The organism is Gorillibacterium sp. sgz306347 (assembly GCF_059735245.1).
In genome coordinates, this window is sequence record NZ_JCAPET010000068.1 from 1 (window position 1) to 19,709 (window position 19,709).

17 protein-coding genes are annotated in these 19,709 nt (G+C 59.2%); 8 read left to right on the plus strand and 9 right to left on the minus strand.

Annotated elements, in window-relative coordinates; all coding sequences use genetic code 11:
- Positions 1-180 precede the first annotated feature (180 nt).
- Both AC6I6H_RS21305 and AC6I6H_RS21310 read right to left on the minus strand, forming a co-directional pair.
- Positions 181-1,047, minus strand: a complete 867-nt coding sequence (locus AC6I6H_RS21305; RefSeq protein ID WP_497956454.1) for an SDR family oxidoreductase — start codon at positions 1,045-1,047, stop codon at positions 181-183.
- 139 nt (positions 1,048-1,186) lie between these two features.
- Positions 1,187-1,366 (minus strand): DUF1328 domain-containing protein, encoded by a 180-nt coding sequence (locus AC6I6H_RS21310; RefSeq protein ID WP_497956456.1) that lies wholly within the window; start codon positions 1,364-1,366, stop codon positions 1,187-1,189.
- Positions 1,367-1,556: 190 nt separating this feature from the next.
- On the opposite strand from AC6I6H_RS21310, the gene rluF reads away from it, so the two are divergent.
- Positions 1,557-2,330 carry a 23S rRNA pseudouridine(2604) synthase RluF gene (gene rluF / locus AC6I6H_RS21315; protein WP_497956457.1) on the plus strand — a complete coding sequence of 258 codons (774 nt, stop codon included), beginning with the start codon at positions 1,557-1,559 and terminating at the stop codon, positions 2,328-2,330.
- Here the strand turns inward: rluF and AC6I6H_RS21320 are convergent.
- The 7 genes from AC6I6H_RS21320 to AC6I6H_RS21350 form a co-directional block, all read right to left on the minus strand.
- Positions 2,315-3,418: a GGDEF domain-containing protein gene (locus AC6I6H_RS21320; protein ID WP_497956459.1), complete on the minus strand. Its 1,104-nt coding sequence runs from the start codon at positions 3,416-3,418 to the stop codon at positions 2,315-2,317. The genes rluF and AC6I6H_RS21320 overlap by 16 nt on opposite strands.
- Before the next feature lie 284 nt (positions 3,419-3,702).
- Positions 3,703-4,272, minus strand: a complete 570-nt coding sequence (locus tag AC6I6H_RS21325) for a DNA-3-methyladenine glycosylase (RefSeq protein WP_497956461.1) — start codon at positions 4,270-4,272, stop codon at positions 3,703-3,705.
- 95 nt (positions 4,273-4,367) lie between these two features.
- Positions 4,368-7,229 carry a DEAD/DEAH box helicase gene (locus AC6I6H_RS21330; RefSeq protein WP_497956464.1) on the minus strand — a complete coding sequence of 954 codons (2,862 nt, stop codon included), beginning with the start codon at positions 7,227-7,229 and terminating at the stop codon, positions 4,368-4,370.
- A complete protein-coding gene (locus AC6I6H_RS21335) occupies positions 7,226-8,845 on the minus strand; it encodes an SWIM zinc finger family protein (protein ID WP_497956465.1) in 1,620 nt (539 codons plus the stop codon). The genes AC6I6H_RS21330 and AC6I6H_RS21335 overlap by 4 nt, the downstream gene beginning before the upstream one ends.
- Before the next feature lie 1,287 nt (positions 8,846-10,132).
- Complete coding sequence (locus AC6I6H_RS21340) at positions 10,133-10,258, minus strand: hypothetical protein (RefSeq protein ID WP_497956467.1); 126 nt, start codon at positions 10,256-10,258, stop codon at positions 10,133-10,135.
- Positions 10,259-10,359: 101 nt separating this feature from the next.
- Complete coding sequence (locus AC6I6H_RS21345) at positions 10,360-10,827, minus strand: GNAT family N-acetyltransferase (RefSeq protein WP_497956470.1); 468 nt, start codon at positions 10,825-10,827, stop codon at positions 10,360-10,362.
- A gap of 14 nt (positions 10,828-10,841) precedes the next feature.
- Positions 10,842-11,246, minus strand: a complete 405-nt coding sequence (locus tag AC6I6H_RS21350) for a bacteriohemerythrin (RefSeq protein ID WP_497956473.1) — start codon at positions 11,244-11,246, stop codon at positions 10,842-10,844.
- Positions 11,247-11,381: 135 nt separating this feature from the next.
- Between AC6I6H_RS21350 and AC6I6H_RS21355 the strand changes: the two genes are divergently transcribed.
- From AC6I6H_RS21355 to AC6I6H_RS21385, 7 genes are all read left to right on the plus strand, one after another.
- A complete protein-coding gene (locus AC6I6H_RS21355) occupies positions 11,382-12,218 on the plus strand; it encodes a sulfurtransferase (protein ID WP_497956475.1) in 837 nt (278 codons plus the stop codon).
- A gap of 845 nt (positions 12,219-13,063) precedes the next feature.
- On the plus strand, positions 13,064-14,080 hold the full coding sequence (locus AC6I6H_RS21360) for an aminoglycoside phosphotransferase family protein (RefSeq protein WP_497956477.1): 1,017 nt from the start codon (positions 13,064-13,066) through the stop codon (positions 14,078-14,080).
- A 214-nt stretch (positions 14,081-14,294) separates the two neighbouring features.
- Positions 14,295-14,762 carry a DinB family protein gene (locus tag AC6I6H_RS21365; protein ID WP_497956478.1) on the plus strand — a complete coding sequence of 156 codons (468 nt, stop codon included), beginning with the start codon at positions 14,295-14,297 and terminating at the stop codon, positions 14,760-14,762.
- 231 nt (positions 14,763-14,993) lie between these two features.
- Entirely contained in the window at positions 14,994-15,956 is a 963-nt protein-coding gene (locus AC6I6H_RS21370; RefSeq protein ID WP_497956480.1) for an iron-hydroxamate ABC transporter substrate-binding protein, read from the plus strand.
- A gap of 118 nt (positions 15,957-16,074) precedes the next feature.
- Complete coding sequence (locus tag AC6I6H_RS21375; RefSeq protein WP_497956484.1) at positions 16,075-17,085, plus strand: FecCD family ABC transporter permease; 1,011 nt, start codon at positions 16,075-16,077, stop codon at positions 17,083-17,085.
- Positions 17,082-18,086 (plus strand): FecCD family ABC transporter permease, encoded by a 1,005-nt coding sequence (locus AC6I6H_RS21380; protein WP_497956487.1) that lies wholly within the window; start codon positions 17,082-17,084, stop codon positions 18,084-18,086. Before AC6I6H_RS21375 ends, AC6I6H_RS21380 begins: the two co-directional genes overlap by 4 nt.
- A gap of 406 nt (positions 18,087-18,492) precedes the next feature.
- Positions 18,493-18,975: a hypothetical protein gene (locus tag AC6I6H_RS21385; RefSeq protein WP_497956488.1), complete on the plus strand. Its 483-nt coding sequence runs from the start codon at positions 18,493-18,495 to the stop codon at positions 18,973-18,975.
- Positions 18,976-19,709: the final 734 nt, after the last annotated feature.

The following is a 19,709-nucleotide window of genomic DNA, read 5'->3' on the forward strand; positions in this document are numbered from 1 at the left end:
TACAGCAGGAGGGGGGCGGAACGCGGGGCGGGCTTTTGGGGGTGCTGCAATAGGAACTCGAACTCTTTTTCCGGCCCCCTTCGGCGTTACGGAAGCCGCAGCATCAAAAAGGCGGCCCAAGTCAATGTTTGACGTTGGGACCGCCTCTTTAGGCTGCCTATCAAGCGGCGGAAGCGTGCTTTATCCGTGCACGACCTCGCCGCCGTTGACATGAATCACTTGGCCGGACACATACGAGGAATCCGCCGAAGCGAGGTACACGTATGCCGGCGCCAGCTCCGACGGCTGCCCCGCGCGGCCGAGCGGAACGCTTGCGCCGTGCTCGGCGGTCCGCTTCTCGTCGAAGGTGGCGGGAATGAGCGGCGTCCAGATCGGGCCGGGGGCGACGGCGTTGACCCGGATTTTTTTCTTGGCCAGGTTGCCGGACAGCGAATACGTAAAGGCGGAAATGGCGCCCTTCGTGGACGAATAGTCCAGAAGCTGCGGGCTTCCCTTGTACGCGGTCACCGACGTCGTGTTGATGATCGCAGCGCCCTCTTTCAGATGGGGAAGGGCGGCCTTCGTCAAATAAAACATGGCGAATATATTGGTTCGGAACGTCCGCTCCAGCTGCTCGGCGGAAATGTCCTCGATGCTTTCCTGAGGATGCTGCTCGGCGGCATTGTTGACCAGAATGTCGAGGCCCCCGAAGGCGTCGACCGTCTGCTTCACCAAATTGCGGCAGACGTTCTCGTCCCCGATGTCGCCGGGAAGGAGGAGGCATTCGCCGCCTTCGGCTTCGACGAGGCGTTTGGTTTCTTCGGCGTCGCCCTGCTCGTTCAAGTAGGAGACGGCGACCTTGGCGCCTTCCGCCGCGTAGGCAATCGCGACCGCGCGGCCAATGCCGCTGTCGCCGCCGGTAATCAAGGCAACCTTTCCTTTCAGCTTGCCGCTTCCTTTGTAGCTGCCCGCGCCGGTTTCCGGCTGCGGGGTCATTTCGCTTTCAATCCCGGGCTGCTGTTCCTGGTGCTGGGGAGGAAACTGCTGTTTTTGCTGTTCGCTGGACATGAAGTAACGCTCCTTTCAGTCTATGGAAGTAGTATCCACCCGGAGGGGAAGAATATGCGGGACCGCAGGTGCGGACCCAAAAAGAAAACGGCGGGATTCGCGGAACCCCGCCGCTTGGTCAACCTGTGAGAGCCTGCGATTAAAAACCGCGGCTGCCCGATTTGCTGCGTCGGCCCATAAAGAACGAGGCGACGAACAGAATAAGGAACAGCACGAAAAGGACCTTTGCAATCCCGGCGGCGGCTTCGACGATGCCCGCGAATCCGAAAATGCCCGCGACAATCGCGATGATCAGAAACAATAACGGATACTTTAACATGAGGACGACCACCTTTCCCGCGCGGTTTCGCGCTTGATTTTGAGGTACTGTCATCTGCTCATGTTTTACCCGGCCCCGGGCGGGGTGAATCAAGCCGGGCGGGCTTTCCCCGCCTACGACGATCTGGTATGGTTAAGACAAACCCGGAGAATCCGGCAAGCGGAAGCGGAAGGCGAAAGGCGGAACAGGCATGCGGATCAACAAATTTATAAGCGAAACCGGCGTGTGCTCGCGGCGGGAAGCGGACAAGTGGATTGAAGAGGGGCGCGTCACCATCAACGGCGCGGTCGCCGGGCTCGGAAGCCAGGCGGAGGAAGGGGACGACGTGCGGGTGGACGGCCGTCCGATCGGCGCCAAGAAAAAAGCCGTCTACCTGGCGCTGAACAAACCGGTGGGCATTACCTGCACGACCGAAGGCCATATAAAAGGCAATATCGTCGATTTTGTCGGCTACCCGGAACGGATTTTTCCTATCGGGCGCCTGGACAAGGACTCCGAAGGGCTGATTCTTCTGACCAACGACGGAGACATCGTCAACCGCATCCTGCGGGTGGAAAACCGGCATGAAAAGGAATACCTGGTCACCGTCGACAAGCCGGTCACGGCGGACTTTTTGACCGGGATAGCGAAGGGCGTGCCGATGCTCGGCACCGTCACCCTTCCCTGCAAAACGGAAAAAACCGGCGAGCGCTCGTTCCGGATCATTTTAACCCAGGGGCTGAACCGGCAAATCCGGCGCATGTGCGCGCATTTCGGCTATCGCGTGCGGCGGCTCCAGCGGGTGCGGATCATCAACATCCGGCTGGGCGGGCTGAAGGTCGGGCAGTGGAGAGAATTGTCCGGCGAGGAAGTGCGGAAGCTGGTTCCGGGCTACGAAAAGGGGAAGGAAGAAGGGAAAGAAAACGGGAAGGACGGCGGCGAAAAAAGAAGAAGACCGGTCCCGCGCGGTCAAGGGCCGGCCTGACATTCGGCAACGCTCCGGACGGTCCGGTTTTTGCCGTTGGTTTTGGCCAAATACATCAGATCGTCTGTCTGCTTGAAGAATTCGTCCTTGTTCATCGGGGGTTCGTATTCGCGGAGGCCGATGCTCACCGTTACCTTGAGATGCGGATTGTCCGCGCGGGTGATCGATGAGATCTGCCTCCTTATTTTTTCAACCGTGGCGTACACCTGGTCCGTTCTCTTCTCGAGGAACAGGATGGCGAACTCCTCGCCTCCGCAGCGGGCGGCGAAATCGTCGGGCTCGATGGCTTTGCGGATTCGCTCCGCAACCTCCACCAGAATGGAGTCGCCTTCGCGGTGCCCGTACTGGTCGTTGATCTGCTTGAAATAATCCACGTCGATTACAGCAAGGTGAATCGGAAACGAGATGCGGGCCTGCTGGTCGATCAGTTCCTCCAGATAATTGTGAAAAGCCGAATGGGTATAGAGCCCGGTCAGGGAGTCGGTGATGACCAGCTTGTCCATGACAATACTGCGCACCATCAGCTCTCTCTTGGCCTCGAGGGCGGTGGACAGGCTGCTGGTAATCAGTTTGACGCGCTCTACAAAAATAATCAAGAGCAGCGCCAGCCCGATGAAAAACAGGGTAAAGGCGCTGATTTCCTTCAGGGTGACGGCTCCTTGAAACCCGGCAAGCCCGTATGTCAGCCAAACGGATGCCAGCACAGCGGCGGCCGTAGCGGCGGTATAGGCTTTGCGGAAATAGTAGAGGGAAAGGAGCAGCGGAAACAAAAAAATCCACATGACCGGACCGAACGGCTCTTGATTGAGCGTGATGTTCAGGCAGCAGAGGACGCCCGCGCCGAGAACCGCGTAAGGATGGAGGTACCGGGGGCGCGTGCGGAACACCAGGCCGAGGAGCAGCATCAGGACCGCATTAAAGCCAAGGGGAAAGACAAAGCTTTGAAAATCGAAGCTTCGGTTTCCGCCCGGTTCAAGCAGAAAAAAGGTGAGTCCCAAAAGCGGGGAGCATGCCCAGAGGACCCAATAGACATTCAGGACGATCCGGGTTATCCGGCGGGTGTCCGGCAATTCCATCATTTCTGCCATGCCGACTCCTTTCTCCTGCACCTGCAAGCGCCATAAGTCAAGGGTATTTAAGACTATTATACCAGATGTTATGCGGCGCTTAATAATGAAAAAATATGAAGATGTTAGACAAAAAAGGTGAGAAACCGACAAAAACTGATATTTCTTTTCACAGGCAGGAATAAAATGTAAGGAGGAAGGAGCAGGAGCCATTTTGCCAAAAAAGAGTGCGGGAGTAAAAAAAGCGCCGCTGGAGCGGCGGGATGGACAGCAGCGGGGAAGCGGGAACCGAACGGGCTTGCCGATTATTTGGCCCGGTACTCGGGAACGTCGGCGACAAACCGCCATGGCCGCTCTACGGCGCGGGAAATGCCGATGCGTCCGGTCCGGCGGATCGGCAGAGAAGCGTCTTTGACCAGCAGCCACTCTCCATCTCCCAAAAGGGAATGGCCGTTCCGGTCCAGCCCGATCCCGAGTCCCTTGGCCAGCTTGCCCGGACCGTTCAGCAGCTCCGGGTCTTTGATCCCGGGGCGGTTGGCGCGAATGAGGTCAATCCCTTCGACGGGGATGGCCCCGCGCAGCAGTACCGCGCCGGCAGTTCCGGGAGCGTTTGTGACAATGTTGACGCAGGCGTGCATGCCGTACGACAGGTAAACGTAGAAACGTCCCGCTTCGCCGAACATGACCCGGGTGCGCGGCGTGACGCCCCGCCAGGCGTGGCTGGCCGGGTCGTCCGCTCCCCGGTAGGCTTCCGTTTCAGCCAGCCGGACGGACAGGGGAGGGACGCCTCTGCCGGCGCGGCGGATCAACAGGCAGCCGATCAGCTCCTCCGCCACCTCCAAGGCGTCGCGGGAATAAAAGGACAGGTCCAGCATGGGCGGCTCTTCCTCCTTTTTTGGACAACGGGATGCAAGTCCGGCCGGTCCGGCAGGGCCGATAGCGGCCAGGGGAGACCAGCGGCGGCTGCGGCTCAGGTGTCGATCCATTCCCGGCGAAGCCGGAACACTTCGCGCAAATCGTCGGTGGAAAGCTCGGTGATCCAGCTTTCGCTGCCCCCGACGATCCGGCTGCTGAGCGCCAGCTTCCGTTCGATCATTTCGTCGATCCGTTCCTCCAGCGTGCCGAGGGTTACGAATTTGTGCACCTGCACATGGCGCGTCTGCCCGATCCGGTAGGCCCGGTCGGTCGCCTGATTTTCCACGGCGGGGTTCCACCAGCGGTCGAAGTGAAACACATGGTTCGCCGCCGTGAGATTGAGCCCGATGCCCCCCGCCTTCAGCGACAGCAGGAAAATGCCCGGCTGCTCTTCGGCAGGGAGGGATTCGTCCTGGAAGCGGGCGATCATTTCGTCCCGGGCCGCCTTGGACGTTCCGCCATGCAGGAACATCGCCGTTTCGCCCAGCTCTTCGCGGAAGGCCTGCTCAAGCAAATGGCCCGCCTCCACGAACTGGGTGAACACGAGGCAACGGTCGCCTTCGGCTCTCAGCTCGCGCACCATGTCGAGCAGACGCTCCAGCTTCCCGGAGCGGTTTCGCCAGCCGGCCCGGCCTTCCTTCAGAAGCAGGGAGGGATGGTCGCATACCTGCTTGAGCCGGGTCAGCGAAGCCAGAATCAGCCCGCGCCGCTCCATCGGAGAGAGCTGCTCCAGCCGTTCGAACATGTCGCGAATGTACGTTTCGTACAGGGAGGCCTGCTCCGCGGTAAGCGAGACGTAGACCTTGCTTTCGGTTTTGTCGGGGAGGTCCAGCCGGATGGCGGGATCTCTTTTTTCACGGCGCAGCAAAAAGGGGCGGACGAGCTTCTGGATGCGGTCGAGCGCTTCCCTCTCGTCTTCCTTTTCCCCGGCACCGGCGTATTTGCGCGTAAACTCCCGGAGCGGCCCGAGGTAACCGGGGTTCAAAAAGTCGAAAATCGACCACAGCTCCGTCAGCCGGTTTTCGATCGGCGTGCCCGTCATGGCGATGCGGTGCGCGCCTTGCAGCCGCCGGATGGCGGACGACTGCTTGGTGTAGGCGTTTTTGATGTTTTGCGCTTCGTCGAGGCAGATGGAACGCCACGAAAGGAGGCTCAGCTCCTCCTCATCCAGATGGGACAGCGTATAGGAGGTCAACACGAGATCGGCACCCCGGACGCCTTCCGCGAACGCGTCTCCTTTCAGCCGGTTGGGGCCGTAGTGCAGGTGAACGCGCAGGGAGGGCGCAAAGCGTTCCAGCTCCTTTTGCCAGTTGCCCAGCACGGAGGTCGGGCAGATGAGCAGCGAAGGGGACGCGTCCGGGTTTTCCGTCTTTTGCTCCTGGATGCTGAGGAGGTAGGAAATCCACTGGATCGTTTTGCCGAGGCCCATGTCGTCCGCGAGACAGCCTCCGAGCCCGAGCCTCCGCAGAAACAGCAGCCAGGAAACGCCTTCGGTCTGATAGCGGCGCAGGGAGCCGTGAAAGCCGGCCGGGGTATCGGCAATCGGGATGCTTTCATTATGCTCCAATTGGCGGAAAAGCTGCCCCAGCGCTTCGTCGGCCTCCAGCTCCATCATGACCCGCTCCTCGGGAGGGAGGTCCCCGGCGGCTTCCGACGCCGGCGCTTCCCCCAGAAGATGCAGCTCCAGCGCCTCGCGGAAGGTCAGGCCCTTGCGGGCGCGCGACCGCTTCATCGCCTGGCGGATTTGCTCCAATTGGGCCGGGTCCAGCTGCACCCATTCGCCGCGGAAGCGGAAAAGCCGCTGCTTGCGGCTCAGCAGCTCGCTGAACTCCTCCTCCGTCAGCTCGGCGGAGCCGATGGCGAGCCGCCAATCGAAGCGGAGGATGTTGTCCAGCCCGAACAGAGACTCGGCCGCCGCCGTGCCGACGGAGGATTTCACGCGCGCCTTGAGGCGCGGCTTGGTCCGGCGGACGCGTTCCCACCAGGACGGGAGCAGCACGGCGGCGCCCAGCTCGGCCAGCCGCAAGGCGCCGCCGGTGAGAAACTCCCAGGCCGCTTCGTCGGACAGCTCCTCCGCCAGCCGGTCGGGTTCGTCTTCCTGCCGGAGCTTCGGCAGGGCGCGCAGCCAGCGCTCGGTTTCGCGCGGCACCCGCGTCCGCGCCTCGGCGGCCCAGGCGAGAGGCACCGGCTCCTCGCCGGCGGCCTCGCCCGCGGCGTCGACCGGCACGAGCGCTTCCGGGCGCTCGCGGTCCTGCAGCAGGACCGCAAGGCGCCAGCCGCGCCCGCCCTCCGGCTCGGCGAGCTGGAGGCAGACGCGGAACGGGCTGGGGTCGTGGACCCAGCCGATCGCCGTCAGCCAGTCTTCTTCGTCGAGCCAGAGGGTATCCGCGGCGCCCGGCTCGGCGGGGCGCACGGCGGCCAGCCGGCTGAGCGCCGCCGCGAGCTGGGGCTCGTTTTCGGCGCGTTCGCCGGCGAGCGCCGCCGCGAATGCGCGCGCGAGCGGGCCGGCCGCCAGCCCGCGGGCTTCGCCGGGCAGGTCCAGCTTCCAGCCGAGCCGCCCGTGCTTCCACTGCTCGAAGTCCGGCATGAACCGGCCTTCGGCCAGCGCGCGGCGCAAATACGGCGCGAGCCGGCGCAGGTCCCGCGCCTCCTCGCTCCAGACGCCTCCGCCGTGGGCCAGCTGCGGCGTGTCGCAGAAGTAATCGAGCGCCTCCTGCGCCGGCAGCTTGACCCCGGCGAGCGCGTTCCGCTCGGCCCGCTCGATGAACGTGCCGTAAAAGGACGGCTCGTGCCAGGCAAACAGCTGATCCTTCAATTCATCCGCATCCAGCAGGCCGGAGCCCCGGCGTCCCCACAGGAACAAAGCCCCTTCCTCCAGCCACTCCGCATGGATGGTATAGGTTCCCAAAACACTCATGGCAGCAGCTTTCCTTTCAGCAGCTCTTCCTGAAGCGCGCGCAGCCGAGCATGCTTTTCCGCCAGAAGGCGGATGTATACGTTCCAGCGGTCCGCCCGTCCGGCTTGCAGGTAGCAGGCCCGGAGCTTTTTCATCAGGCGGACCGCTTCTTTGTAGGAATTGCGGTTTTTGAGGGCGATTTGCCGTTCCACCGCCTGATGATAAAGCGGCAGCATCAAAGCCGGCTCGGCGTCCTGCACCGCTTTGAAATCGCGGCTTGCCAGCGTTTCGGAGGAAACCCGCATGGACAGCTGCAGGTCGATCCACTCGCGGTGGCGGCCGTGGCGGATCAGGTAATCGGTGTAGTAGGGATAGCTGCGCGGAAGCAGCGCCCGGATCGCTTCGATCCATTCGTCATGGGCGCCGGTTTCTTTGGCCGCTTCCGTCCAGAACTGGCAAAACCGGTGAAAGTCGTCCTGCTTGGCGCGAGGAGCGGCCGGCAAAAGCCAGCGCAGCCATTCCATCATTCGCGCCCAGGCTTGCGAGCGGGAAAGCTCGCCCAGCAGCAGCTCGAAGTCGGCGAGGCGCCGCGTATGCAGGCGGTCGAGCATGCCCATGGCTTCCCGGTCGGCGCCCTCCAGGAAGGCAAAGTACGAGGAAGCCAGCAGCGCCATGTCCGTTTGCCGGACCCGGCTGCTGCCGAAGGCTTCCGGCTCGCCCGGCGCTTCCGGGGAAGCGGCGGAAACCGGCTGCGCCAGCCGTTCGCGTTCCTCCGCAATGCTTTCGCTGCGGGCAAAAAGATCCCGCCACAGCAGCCGGTACACGTCCAGCGGTTCGGAAACCCCTTCGCTCGTATCCGCCAGCATGCCGCGCACCATCTCCCGGGTCCGTGCATAAGCAGCGGGCGCTTTGCGGCGGAGCTCGTTCGCGTCGATGCCCCGGGCCGCTTTGGCCAGCTGCTCGCGGCAGCGGGCGGCTACCGTGCGTGCCTGCTGCTCATGGTAATAGCTGACGTAGGAAGTCCGCGCTTCCCGGTGAAAGCGGTCGATGCGGAGCAGCACGAAGAGAAAAACGTGGGCGGCGTAGAGCCCGGCCTCGGGACCTTTCCAGTTCTTAGCCGCAGGCAGCAAGGTTTCCGCGGCGGCGTTGTAGAACGTCTGGATCGATTGCTGGTAGCCAAGCGTGTAGCCGCTGAATTTGCGCTCAAAGTATCGCTGCCAGTCGTCGGGCGAATCGGAGGGAGCGGGCAGCGCAGCGGGCGTTTTTTTGGCCGGCTTCGCGGCGGCCCGCGCGCGAACCTTGGCTCCTGCGGCTTTTTGCAGGCTGATGTATAGAAGCTCCGGACGGCTGTGGGCGGAGTACGCCTTGAACAGCACGGCGGTCATATGCTTGCACCAGCTGCCGTATGGGCAGGTGCAGCTGCTTTGGTCGGGATTGGCCAGGTCGAGGGTAACCTCATAGGTTTTGGTTCCCCGCACGAGTGCCGTCAGCGCTGTGCCGCCGGCAAGCTCAAGGGCGCCAACGTTGCCTCGGTGGTAATAATTCCAGCCGCGCGCCAAAATGACGGCTTCGGCATGGGCTTCCATGGCTTTCACCAGATGTTCGATTCGGTTCAGCGGAATTTTGACAAGCGCCATTCGGCGGCACCTCCTTCGGCATGCGGCATTTCGACATCCAGCGTATGGTTTATGGTTAACGCTAAGGGCGTACGGGCTTAAAGCGTACGGCTTAACGTGCTAAGAAACACAGACTTAAAGCGTGCGGCTTAACCCGCTAAGACAACTCAGACTTTAAGCGTAGAGCTTAAGTCTGCGACACTGGCCGAAAGCGTACTTTTAAGGCTGCCGCCAAGACAATCGTCTTGCCGGGCGAATCGGCGCCATTCCGGTGCGCGCCACTTTCTTGTCCCGGTCCGGACGAAAAGGCATGAATCCGTATCGGCTGCACTCGCACGAGAGCAAAGGCATCCTTTTATTGTATCAGATTTGATAAAGGTTTGCTTGGCGCAGGCGGCCCTCCTTTACCTCGGAAAGCAACGATTGAGAAGATTTTTCCAAGCATTTTGCTGCTATATCGGCTTCCGGCCTATTTTGGGCAAAAAAGCGCCGGATTTTGGTCTTATTTTTCTCCAAAAGCAAAAAAAGAGCCTTCGCAAAAGCTCCTTCAAAAAAAATTGAACGTTATCGATGACCGCGAAAACGGGAAAATGGGGAGAACGGGCAACTTCATCGATCACTAACCCCAGGTGATTTCCGTTTTAAGGATGCCCCAACATTCGAAAGTCCCTGCTGACTCGGCCAGCACACGAGAGATGGGGGGGCTATAAGTAACCAGAGACGGGGAGACCGACCGACGGGCAACTTATCAAAAAAGGCGAGCGGTTTCCGTTTTTTTAACCTCCGCCATGCTCTAAAAAAGCAAGCCCCGAGCTTCATTATCGGCGGTGCCCTCGTTGGCAAGAATGGCTAACGGTTGCCACAGCGCTTATTCACGCGAAAACGGCCCTTTTTTTCGGCTAACGGTTGCCACAGCGCTTATTTCGAAAAAATCAGTCAAAATCAAGCGAAAAAACGGAAATAAGCCCTGTGGCAACCGTTACAATTTAAAATTCCTCATTTTGGGGCAAATAGGCTCTGTGGCAACCGTTAGCCCATCTGCTCCGCCTTGCGAGTCCCACAGAATAAGGAAATTTGAGGAAGCAGAGGGTATTCTCAAGGTTGAGCAGCATGTTGGGCAATTCTGAAGCAGGAGTGAGCTTGAGCAGGATCCAACAGCGTTCCTCACCGGGAACGACACTGGTCATGTGGAAAATCCGCATTTTAACCGTGGCTTAAGCAGGCCCATTTCCCGGTGCAACCGGATTGAAGTCTAAGCTGGTTAAAAAGCAAAACTCCGGCCCATGCAGCCGAGCACTTGAAGTTAATTCACTCCATGCCCCCCGCGCCCGCCGCATGTTTGTCCGGTGCCGCCTCGTGCATGCCCACATAGCTCGTGTACTTTGGCGCACAGGCAATCGGCCGCAATTGCTTGTTGAGCTTCACCGCCAGCACGCCGCCCCCGCCGCCTGCCGTTTGCCGCCATGGCGTATTGTCTCGCCCGGCCCCCGCCGCCTGCCGGCATGGCGTATTGTCCCGCCCGGCCCCACGCGGCTTTACCCCTGGTACACCATACAGGAAAAAGCGGCGTCTCCCGTCGGCGTCGGGCGCACGTATTCGTCCGTGACGGCGAAGCCCGCTTTCTCGTACGCTTTGCGGGCGCGCGGATTGTCCGTCCGGACCTCCAGGTCGACTTCGCAACCGGGCCGAAGACGAAGCGCTTCACGTGCGGCTTCTCGGGCCAGCACGCTTCCGCGCCCCCGGCCGCACAAATCCGGCCGCAGGCCGAGCCCGAGCCGGGTTACGCCGTCCATGGGGAAAAATTGCGCATACCCGGCCAAGCCCCCCTCGCCGTCGTAAACGGATCGGTACTGCGCTTCGCGGATTGCCGGATCGGCCAGCTCATATTGCTCCGCCGCCATCCAGTCCCAGTCCGGCCAATTGTAGCGCTCATAAGGAGCGGCGTACCGCCATGAGGCGATACGCCGCGCTTCCGCTTCCGTCATCGGGGTAAAACGGAACATCCCCGAAAACTCCATTACGCCGTTTGTCCTTTGATGAAGGTGCCGAGATGCTGGTCTTCCTTCTGGATGTGGTTGATCAGCCAGTCCACGAGGGTGCGGTTCAGCTTGATGGTGCCGAGCACGGAAGGGCCTTTCTCTTCGATTTGCGCGCGGATGGCCGCGACGTCCTGCACAAAACGCTCGTGCTCTTCGCGGTGGGCCGCATAGCCCGGATAAGAGTGCTCGACCATCAGTTCTTCTTCATCCTTGAAGTGCTTGACCGTATAATCCACCAAAAAATTCAGCGTATCCACGATCTTTTCCTTGCCGTTCTGCTCGGTGCACGCCTTCAAAAACTCGTTTAAAATCCGCACCAGCTCCTGATGCTGCTCGTCCACTTCCGGAACCCCTATGTTCAAATCGTCTCTCCAAGCAATCATTGTCAGCACCGCCAATCGACCTTTTTCTACCATTTTACCGGGTGCCCCGCCGGGTTGTCTATCTTTTTTCTTCGGGGCTGAAATTGAGCGCCGCTCGTTATATAATAAGAAGAAAAGGAAGGGAACGGTTTCCCTATGTCCTCAATCGTAAGCATGGAATGGGTAAAAGAGCATCTGAGCCACCCCGATGTGGTGACCGTCGACTGCCGCTTTATTCTGGGATGCGCCGAGGAAGGGAGGGCGGCGTATGACGTGGATCATCTGCCGGGAGCCGTCTACTTTGATTTGGAACTGGACCTTTCGTCTCCGGTCGGGCCGCACGGCGGCCGGCACCCGCTGCCGAACCCGCACGAGCTTTGCGCCAAGCTGGGCGCTGCGGGCATCGGACCGGACACGCGTATCGTGGCTTATGACGATCAGGGAGGGGCAATGGCGGCGCGCTTTTGGTGGCTCGTCCGCTATTACGGACACCGCCACGCCGTTGTAATGGATGGGGGGTATTCGGCCTGGAAGAAGGCGGGGTACCCGCTTACGAATGAGGTGACGGCACGGCCGCCGCAGCGTTTTGCGGCGAATCCGCAAGACTGCTGGCTTGCCGACCGGCAGGAGGTGCTGGCCAAGCTGCGTTCGACGGAGACGATCGTCATTGACTCGCGGGACCCGAACCGTTTTGCGGGCCGGGGCGAAACGATGGATCCGGTCGCCGGTCACATCCCGGGGGCGCAGAACCGCTTCTGGAAGGACGGCTTGGACGAGAACGGCTTTTGGCGAAGCGCGGCGGACCAGCGGCAGCGCTTTGCGGACATTGACGAGGAGAAGGAAATCATCGTCTATTGCGGCTCCGGCGTTACCGCCTGTCCGAATTTCCTGGCGCTCAAGGACGCGGGGTACCCGAACGTGAAGCTGTATGCCGGAAGCTGGAGCGACTGGATTTCATACGATGATAATCCGGTGGTGACGGGAGAAGAATAAGAACCGAAGGCCGCGTCGAACGCGGGTTTGGGGGCTGCGACAGGTTGCCGGGAGGCAGACTGTCGCGGCCCTTTTTGTGCTTTTCTGTAAACAGCCTGCAAGAACCCTATATAAATCGATCACTCGAAAAGGATGCAAAAAAGCCGCCAAGGTTTCGGCGGCCGTAAGATGCGATAAGTTTTATTTTGGTATAATGTGAAAAAAAGAAAAATAACTTCGCATTCAATGATTAGTATATGTCAGAAATAAATATAAGTCTATAAAGTTTGAATGAATTCATTTAGAGTTGAATTACCGGCCGGTAGACAAAGACGAGGAGGTTCCAAAATGGTAACCCCGGGAATATTATCGAAAGCTGCTGCGTCATTTGATAGTTTCGATGGAGCAGGCCAATACGGTCTGCCCTTCCAGGCGTTGATCTTTTTGCCAAAATGGGATATTTTATAAATAGCTTAGCGATAAGCAAGTTCCTGACACGAAGGGGATGTGTTTTAATGGCAGCTGCTTATACGGTGGTTCGGTCTTAAAACTGCATAGCAGGCATAGGCAAAAAAAGCGGGGGAAACTTCGGTATTATTTGCTGTGCCATCCAAAGTAACCTTTCGTGAAAATTGCTGTTTGCAGGATACGATGAAGGTCGTATCTTTTTTGCGTCCTGATGCCGTGTGACAGCAGCTTCTATTGAGGCTGCTTGTCCGCGGCGTTTTTGCGTCCAAAAACAACAGGAAAAGGAGCTAACCCAAAAACATGATGTCTTTGAAAACCTATAGCTGCACAGAAAGAGCCCGAAACAAAACGACCGCCATGTGGAGCAAGCAAACGAAGAGAAAAGGAGGGTGGAAGAAATGATTACCAATCCCAAAACGCTGATCGATGCTTTAAGCCGACGCTTTAAGAAGAATATTCTCTCTGCCGATTGCCAAACGACGCCGTTACAGGGCGGGACTGTGGGAAAGGTGTACCTCGTAACGGGGATCGCCGAAACCGCGGAGGGCGAAAAATTGCCGTACCGTATCGTGTTGAAAGTCCAGAAGAAATGGGAGCGTTACGGAGACCCCGGTTCCTGGCGCCGGGAATATGATCTGTATGCATCCGACTTGGGAACGACGTTCTCGGATGACTTCCGCTGGCCGGCCTGTTATCACGCCGAGATGAATACCGAAGAAGATGAATTCCAGCTATGGCTGGAATATTTCGAGGGCGTAACCGGTTTAGACTTGACCGGCGACATGTATGAACAGGCCGCCCTGGAGCTGGGACGCTATCAAGGCAGGCTGTATGCGGAGCAGCCGGTTGTGCTCCAAAGCCTGACCAACCTGAGCCATGCGGATCTCATGAAGAACACGTATCTGCATTACCGGTCATGGCCGGTCGTCTATGATTATATACGCTCGGAAGACTGCGAATTGCCGCCGCATGTGCGGCACATGCTCATCGACATCGATGAGCATGCAGACGAAATCCTTGCCCGCATTGAAAAATTACCCCTCGTGCTATGCCACCGGGACTTCTGGGTGACCAACCTGATCTATGCCGACGGGAATTTCGCGGTCATCGACTGGGATACATCCGGATGGGGGTACTTGGGGGAGGATCTCGCAAGCCTGATTGCGGACGAAGCGGATATCGATCACATGGTCGAATACTACCAGCGATGCGTCCCCGCGTATTACAAAGGCTTTTCGGAGTATGCGGGCGTATCCGCTCTCGCTGACAATTGCGTCTATGAGATGATCCTTCTCGTTTTCGGGTACAGGCTCGTGGAATGGTATCTCCACGCAGAAGACGATGACGAGAAGGCGAAGCATGGCCAAACGCTCCAAAAAATCCATGCAATAAAGACCAGCCCCGTGCAGGCTTGACTCTAAAAAAGGAAACTCCAAAACCCTGGCATGCAGCGGGTTTTCGGAGTTTCTTTTTTCGGAAGGAGTCTTTCTGAAGCTTCTCGTTGCAGGCAGCGCGGTGAACCGGATCATCCCGAAAAAGGTCCTGTGCTGCGTGCAGGACTGCAATGGTTTTGCGAGAATACTACAAAAGAGGAGCAGGACTTGTTGAAGCCAAAGGGAGGGATTCGATATGCTGAAGCTCTTTAAATACAACTGGCAGGTTCGGGAAGACTGGTTGAAATGGTGTGAAGCTGTGGACGAGGAAGAGCTGCTGAAACTCCGGACAGGCGGCCAAGGCAGCATCCTCAGGACGTTATTCCATATGATCGAAGTAGAGTACAGTTGGACCGTGATGCTCCGGGGGAAGCCGGACCCCGGCGAGCCTCCATTCGAAGCTTACGCCAGCTTGGCGAAATTGAGAGACTATTCGGCGAGCTGCCATGAGGAAATCATCCCGCTGATTACAAAATGGTGCGAGGCGGAATATGACACCATGAAAGACCAAGTTCCGTCAGGAGAGGAGCAGGGGCCAAGCTTGGGGGACGTGCTGCGCCATATGATTGCGCACGAAATCCATCATGCCGGCCAATTGTCCGTTTGGGCCCGAGAGATGGGACGGAGTCCGGTGTCAGCTGATTTAATTGGAAGAAGCTTTTAACGAATCTTCTAAGGGCGAAGTCAAAGTTAGGATTATTGGCCCTCAAAAAGAGTAGAAAATCCGCATTGGCTTTCACGTTGCAACAACCGTTTTCGTTTGGGTTGCCGGCTTGCTCCGGCAGCCTTTTTCTGTCTTTTTTGCACCCTATGTTTTTATTGACAACCTGTAAAAATAAAGATATATTAACTCACAGATGAAATTGATAATCATTATCATTTAAAGGAGCATACCATGTATAAAAAGCTGCTTTTGCCTATCCTGCTTATGATGTCCGTGGCTCTCGCCGCTTGCGGAAACGATGCGGAACCGAGTGGAGCGTCGTCTCCGAGCGCCAGTCCGAACGCGAGCGAGCCGGCAGCTTCTCCGGCCGAAACGGCGGGGGGAAACGGAACGCGTACATATGAATCCGAGCTCGGTCCGGTCGAGGTGCCGGCTGATCCGCAGCGCATCGTCGCGCTGACGAACGCGCCAAACGTGCTTTCGCTCGACGTGCCGATTGTCGGCGTCGACGAATGGACGAACAAAAATCCGCTCTTCACCGAGAAGCTGGCCGGGGCGGCCGTCGTCTCCGAGGACAACCTCGAGAAGATCATCGAGCTGGAGCCGGACCTGATCATAGCGGACGCGAGCAGCAAGAATCTCGGAACGCTGGGAGAGATCGCGCCGACCGTGGCTTACACCTGGGGGAAGCGGGATTACCTGGCGCAGCAGCTCGAAATCGGCAAGCTGCTGAACAAGGAACAGGAAGCGCAGGCCTGGCTCGACGATTTCGAGCAGCGGGTGAAAGCGGCCGGGGATGAAATCAAGGCCAAAATCGGCGAGGACGCGACGGTATCGGTTATCGAAACCGACTCGAAAAGCTTCTACGTATTTGGAGACAGCTGGGCGCGCGGCACCGAGCTGCTGTATCAGGGAATGGGGCTGAACATGCCGGAGAAAGTCAAAGCGGACGTGCTTGGGCCCGGCTACTACACCCTCTCTCCAGAGGTGATCAGCGATTACGCCGGCGACTACATCGTGCTCAGCCGAAGCGCGACGGGGGACAACTCCTTCATGCAGACGGATACGTGGAGCAAAATCCCGGCGGTGAAAAACAACCGCGTCATCGAGATTGACACGGAGGCTTCTACCTACAGCGATCCGATAACGCTCGACTATTTGCTGGAAATCTTCAAGGAAGGGTTCCTGAAGTAAGCGACCGCGCACGCGCGCGGGCCGGTAAAGACGGCCGGGATGCCTCGGGGTAATGGAGGCTTCGCCCGGCCGTCTTCGCGTCCTTTTATCACATTGACCTTGAAGGAGGAATTGCAGCATGAGCGGAAATCGGCAGTCCCGATCGGTTCCCCTCAAGATAATCGTCAGCCTGGCGGCGCTTGCGGTCATGTTTCTGCTGGCCATGCTGCTCGGCGCCAAGGATGTCACCCTGCGCGAGCTTTGGCTGGTCTTGTCCGGCCAGGGCGGCGGGGACGATAAAATCGCCATGCTCCGCGAAATCCGCTACCCGCGCGAAGCGGCCGCCGTGCTGGTCGGCGCCGCGCTCGCGGCGGCGGGTGCGGTCATGCAGGGCTTGACGCGCAATCCGCTGGCGGACCCCGGCTTGCTCGGTCTGACCGCCGGCGCGAAAATGTCGCTGGCTCTGGCGGCGGCGGTGCTGCCGGCCATGAATTATTTCGGCATTATGGCGGCTTGTTTTATCGGCGCCGGCCTTGGCATGGCGCTTGTAATCGGCATCGGTGCAGCAAAGAAAGGCGGCCTGTCCCCGTTTCGGCTGGTGCTGGCCGGTTCGGCGGTCTCCGCTTTTTTGTATGCGTTGTCGGACGGCATCGGCCTTTTGTTTAAAACCTCCAAAGAGGTGACGATGTGGACATCCGCGGGGTTGATCGGCACGACGTGGGGACAGGTGCAGGCGATTGGCCCCGTCATTGCCGCCGCTCTCTTGGTTTCCTTTGCTTTTTCCCGGCAGCTCACGATTTTGAGCTTGAATGAAGAAGCCGCCGTCGGCCTGGGCCTGCGAACCGCGTATGTGAAGGCTGTTTTGTACTTCCTGATTGTCCTGCTGGCTGGCGCGGCGGTCGCACTCGTCGGAAACATGGCGTTTCTCGGGCTGATGATTCCCCACATGGTCCGGGTGCTGTTCGGCACCGATTACCGCGTGGTCCTTCCGATGTCGGCCGTCTGGGGAGCAACGTTTATGCTGATGGCGGACACGCTCGGGCGCACCCTTTACCCGCCGTTTGAAACGCCGGTCGTGGCGGTCATGGCCGTGCTGGGGCTTCCGTTCTTCTTGTTCATCGTGCGGAAAGGAGTGAAGCCGGCCTCATGAATAAAGCCTCCAAAGCTCCAAAACGATTCGCCGTCTTTGCGGTTATGCTCGTGCTGATCCTGGCGACGGTCGCCGCCGGCATGAGCATCGGCTCGGCGCTGTCCCTGGACCGGCTGCTCCCGGCTCTGTTCGGACACGGCACCGCAAAAGAAAACCTCGTGCTGTTCTCCATCCGCTTGCCGTGTATCGCCGTTACGCTGCTGGCGGGAATGGCCCTCGCCCTGTCCGGAGCGATCCTGCAGGGCATCACCCGGAACGACCTCGCCGATCCCGGCATTGTGGGGATCAACGCAGGGGCCGGTGCGGCGATCGCCGCCTTTTTTCTGTTTGTTCCGCTCGATCCGGCGACGTTCGCATTTGTGCTTCCGCTGGTCGCATTTGCGGGGGCGCTGGCGACGGTCGTTTTCATCTGCTTGTTCTCCTATTCCAAAGAGGAAGGGCTCCAGCCCGTCAAGCTCCTGCTCGTCGGCGTCGGCTTCGCGCTGGCCCTTTCCGGCTTGATGATTGTGCTGATTTCCTCGGCCGACCACCGGAAAGTCGATTTTATCGCCAAATGGCTGGCGGGCAACATTTGGGGAGCAGATTGGCCGTTTGTCTGGGCGCTCCTGCCCTGGCTCGCCGTGCTGCTGCCGTACACGGTGTTCAAAGCGAACACCCTGAATCTGCTGTCGCTGAACGAGGAGGTTGCCGCGGGAGTGGGCGTTCCCATCAACCGCGACCGTCTTCTGCTGCTCGGGGCGGCGGTCGCCCTTGCCGCGGCGGCGGTGTCCGTTACCGGAGGCATCGCCTTCATCGGCCTGATGGCTCCCCATATCGCCAAGGCGCTCATCGGGCGCCGCCATCAGTATTCCATTCCGCTCGCGGTGCTGATGGGCGGATGGCTGCTCCTGCTGGCCGATACCGTCGGTCGCAACCTCGTCGAGCCCGCAGGCATTCCGGCGGGCATTATGGTCGCGCTCATCGGCGGGCCGTACTTCCTGTACCTGCTGCTGAAAAAGTAGCCGCCCGCCGGGCTGACCGCAACGAACGGATAAGCAGGCCGAAAAAGGCGGTAGGCCGGTGCGGAAAAGGCGGTGAGCCGGATACAAGCCGAAGCGCGGGTAAGCCGGTGCGGAAAAGATGGGGAGACGCCCACATGCCGAAGCGCCGGTAAGCCAGTGGGGAAAAGATGGGGGATACCCACATGCCGAGCGTCGGTAAGCTGGTGCGGAAGAGGCGGGGATACCCACATGCCGAAGCTCCGGTAAGCTGGTGCGGAGAAGGCGGGGGATACCCACATGCCGAGTGTCGGTAAGCCGGTGGGGTCTTATCTGATCAAGGAAATCTTGTGAAAAGCCCGTAGCTTATGCGGGCTTTTATGTTTGATATACTGGAAGGAGCGTCCGAAAAGAAAGGAGGCGGAAGGGAATGACCGGTTGTGACAGTGGTATTTTTACGCTGGATGAGGGACTGATCATTTATTCCGGCCTTACGGAAACGGAACTGAAAAAAACGGAGTTCTACGCCGGACGAAACGTTGACCGCCGGGATATGGGAAACGGCTATGTTTGGTACACGACGGGACTTGTCCATCTGGCCGGCCAGCCCTATCACCTGATGCTGAGTTTTGGCGGATCGCGGCTGTTTACGGCGTACCTGTCGGCGGACGGTCCGGAATTTCCTTCTTCCTGGGAGGAGTGGGCCGAGAAAGCGGAGATGAACCGAAAAATGCTTCACGACCGCCGGCTGCTGGAGTTGCTCGGCCGGGTGCCCGACGTTAGGCGCACAGATCCCTATCCTTATGTGGAATATAGATACGAGTGGGGCTCCGTCACCTCCAGCTACGATCCAAGGTCGGCTTCTTCTTCCATCGGCATTCATTTCTCCAAAGATGGAAAAACGGCGAAGTAGCGACCGGTCCCGCCATAGTGTGTAGGAAAGGGAGATTGGAGAGATGGAGGGGAGCGGAGGGCAGGCAGAGGGAGGCGGGCGGCAGGCCAGGCTGGCAGAAGGCGAGGCAGGAGAGGGGGGGCGGGCGGCCAGGCTGGCAGAAGGCGAGGCAGGAGAGGGGGGCGGGCGGCCAGGCTGGCAGAAGGCGAGGCAGGAGAGGGGGGCGGGCGGCCAGGCTGGCAGAAGGCGAGGCAGGTGATAGGCGAAAGGCGCGGTAGATGCTCAAGGTTGGAGGCTAGCGAGACAGGCGGCATTTAAAAGAAAGATAGCTTGTGAGGGAAACGGTTCACCGACGAGCTTCTGCAACCAAGGCGGAGTATCGGGATTTTTTCTGAGGATCCTTCCGTTCATGATATCGGAGCAATAAGTGCAAAAAGGCAACTAATTTCGGTAAAACGATAGGGTTTTGCCCGAATAAATGCAAAAAGGCACTTGAATTCTCGATTTTTGCTTCTTTTCGCAGATTTGTAAGGAAATAAGTGCGTTTTTGCACTTGTGACGCGAATGAAGCGTGCAGCGGCGGGAAATAAGTGCTGTTCTGCATTTATTCCAGAAGGGAGTAGTGCTCTTCCGCCGGAGACCCCTTGGCTGCCTTATTGCCCCTGCTGCTACTCCCGCCCGTGCTCGTCCCACCGTGCTGTGCCCGGGTTGCCTCGCCTATGGCCCGCAGCCCCGCCCGTGCCCGGCCGCAGCGG

What these genes read in the sequence shown, in the direction of transcription:
- AC6I6H_RS21370 (WP_497956480.1), top strand. Translation starts at nt 14,994, where the DNA reads ATGTATAAAAAGCTGCTTTTGCCTATCCTGCTTATGATGTCCGTGGCT.
- AC6I6H_RS21350 (WP_497956473.1), bottom strand. Translation starts at nt 11,246, where the DNA reads ATGATTGCTTGGAGAGACGATTTGAACATAGGGGTTCCGGAAGTGGAC.
- AC6I6H_RS21325 (WP_497956461.1), bottom strand. Translation starts at nt 4,272, where the DNA reads ATGCTGGACCTGTCCTTTTATTCCCGCGACGCCTTGGAGGTGGCGGAG.
- AC6I6H_RS21310 (WP_497956456.1), bottom strand. Translation starts at nt 1,366, where the DNA reads ATGTTAAAGTATCCGTTATTGTTTCTGATCATCGCGATTGTCGCGGGC.
- AC6I6H_RS21360 (WP_497956477.1), top strand. Translation starts at nt 13,064, where the DNA reads ATGATTACCAATCCCAAAACGCTGATCGATGCTTTAAGCCGACGCTTT.
- AC6I6H_RS21380 (WP_497956487.1), top strand. Translation starts at nt 17,082, where the DNA reads ATGAATAAAGCCTCCAAAGCTCCAAAACGATTCGCCGTCTTTGCGGTT.
- AC6I6H_RS21320 (WP_497956459.1), bottom strand. Translation starts at nt 3,418, where the DNA reads ATGGCAGAAATGATGGAATTGCCGGACACCCGCCGGATAACCCGGATC.
- AC6I6H_RS21355 (WP_497956475.1), top strand. Translation starts at nt 11,382, where the DNA reads ATGTCCTCAATCGTAAGCATGGAATGGGTAAAAGAGCATCTGAGCCAC.
- AC6I6H_RS21385 (WP_497956488.1), top strand. Translation starts at nt 18,493, where the DNA reads ATGACCGGTTGTGACAGTGGTATTTTTACGCTGGATGAGGGACTGATC.
- AC6I6H_RS21345 (WP_497956470.1), bottom strand. Translation starts at nt 10,827, where the DNA reads ATGTTCCGTTTTACCCCGATGACGGAAGCGGAAGCGCGGCGTATCGCC.
- AC6I6H_RS21375 (WP_497956484.1), top strand. Translation starts at nt 16,075, where the DNA reads ATGAGCGGAAATCGGCAGTCCCGATCGGTTCCCCTCAAGATAATCGTC.
- rluF (WP_497956457.1), top strand. Translation starts at nt 1,557, where the DNA reads ATGCGGATCAACAAATTTATAAGCGAAACCGGCGTGTGCTCGCGGCGG.
- AC6I6H_RS21305 (WP_497956454.1), bottom strand. Translation starts at nt 1,047, where the DNA reads ATGTCCAGCGAACAGCAAAAACAGCAGTTTCCTCCCCAGCACCAGGAA.
- AC6I6H_RS21330 (WP_497956464.1), bottom strand. Translation starts at nt 7,229, where the DNA reads ATGAGTGTTTTGGGAACCTATACCATCCATGCGGAGTGGCTGGAGGAA.
- AC6I6H_RS21365 (WP_497956478.1), top strand. Translation starts at nt 14,295, where the DNA reads ATGCTGAAGCTCTTTAAATACAACTGGCAGGTTCGGGAAGACTGGTTG.
- AC6I6H_RS21335 (WP_497956465.1), bottom strand. Translation starts at nt 8,845, where the DNA reads ATGGCGCTTGTCAAAATTCCGCTGAACCGAATCGAACATCTGGTGAAA.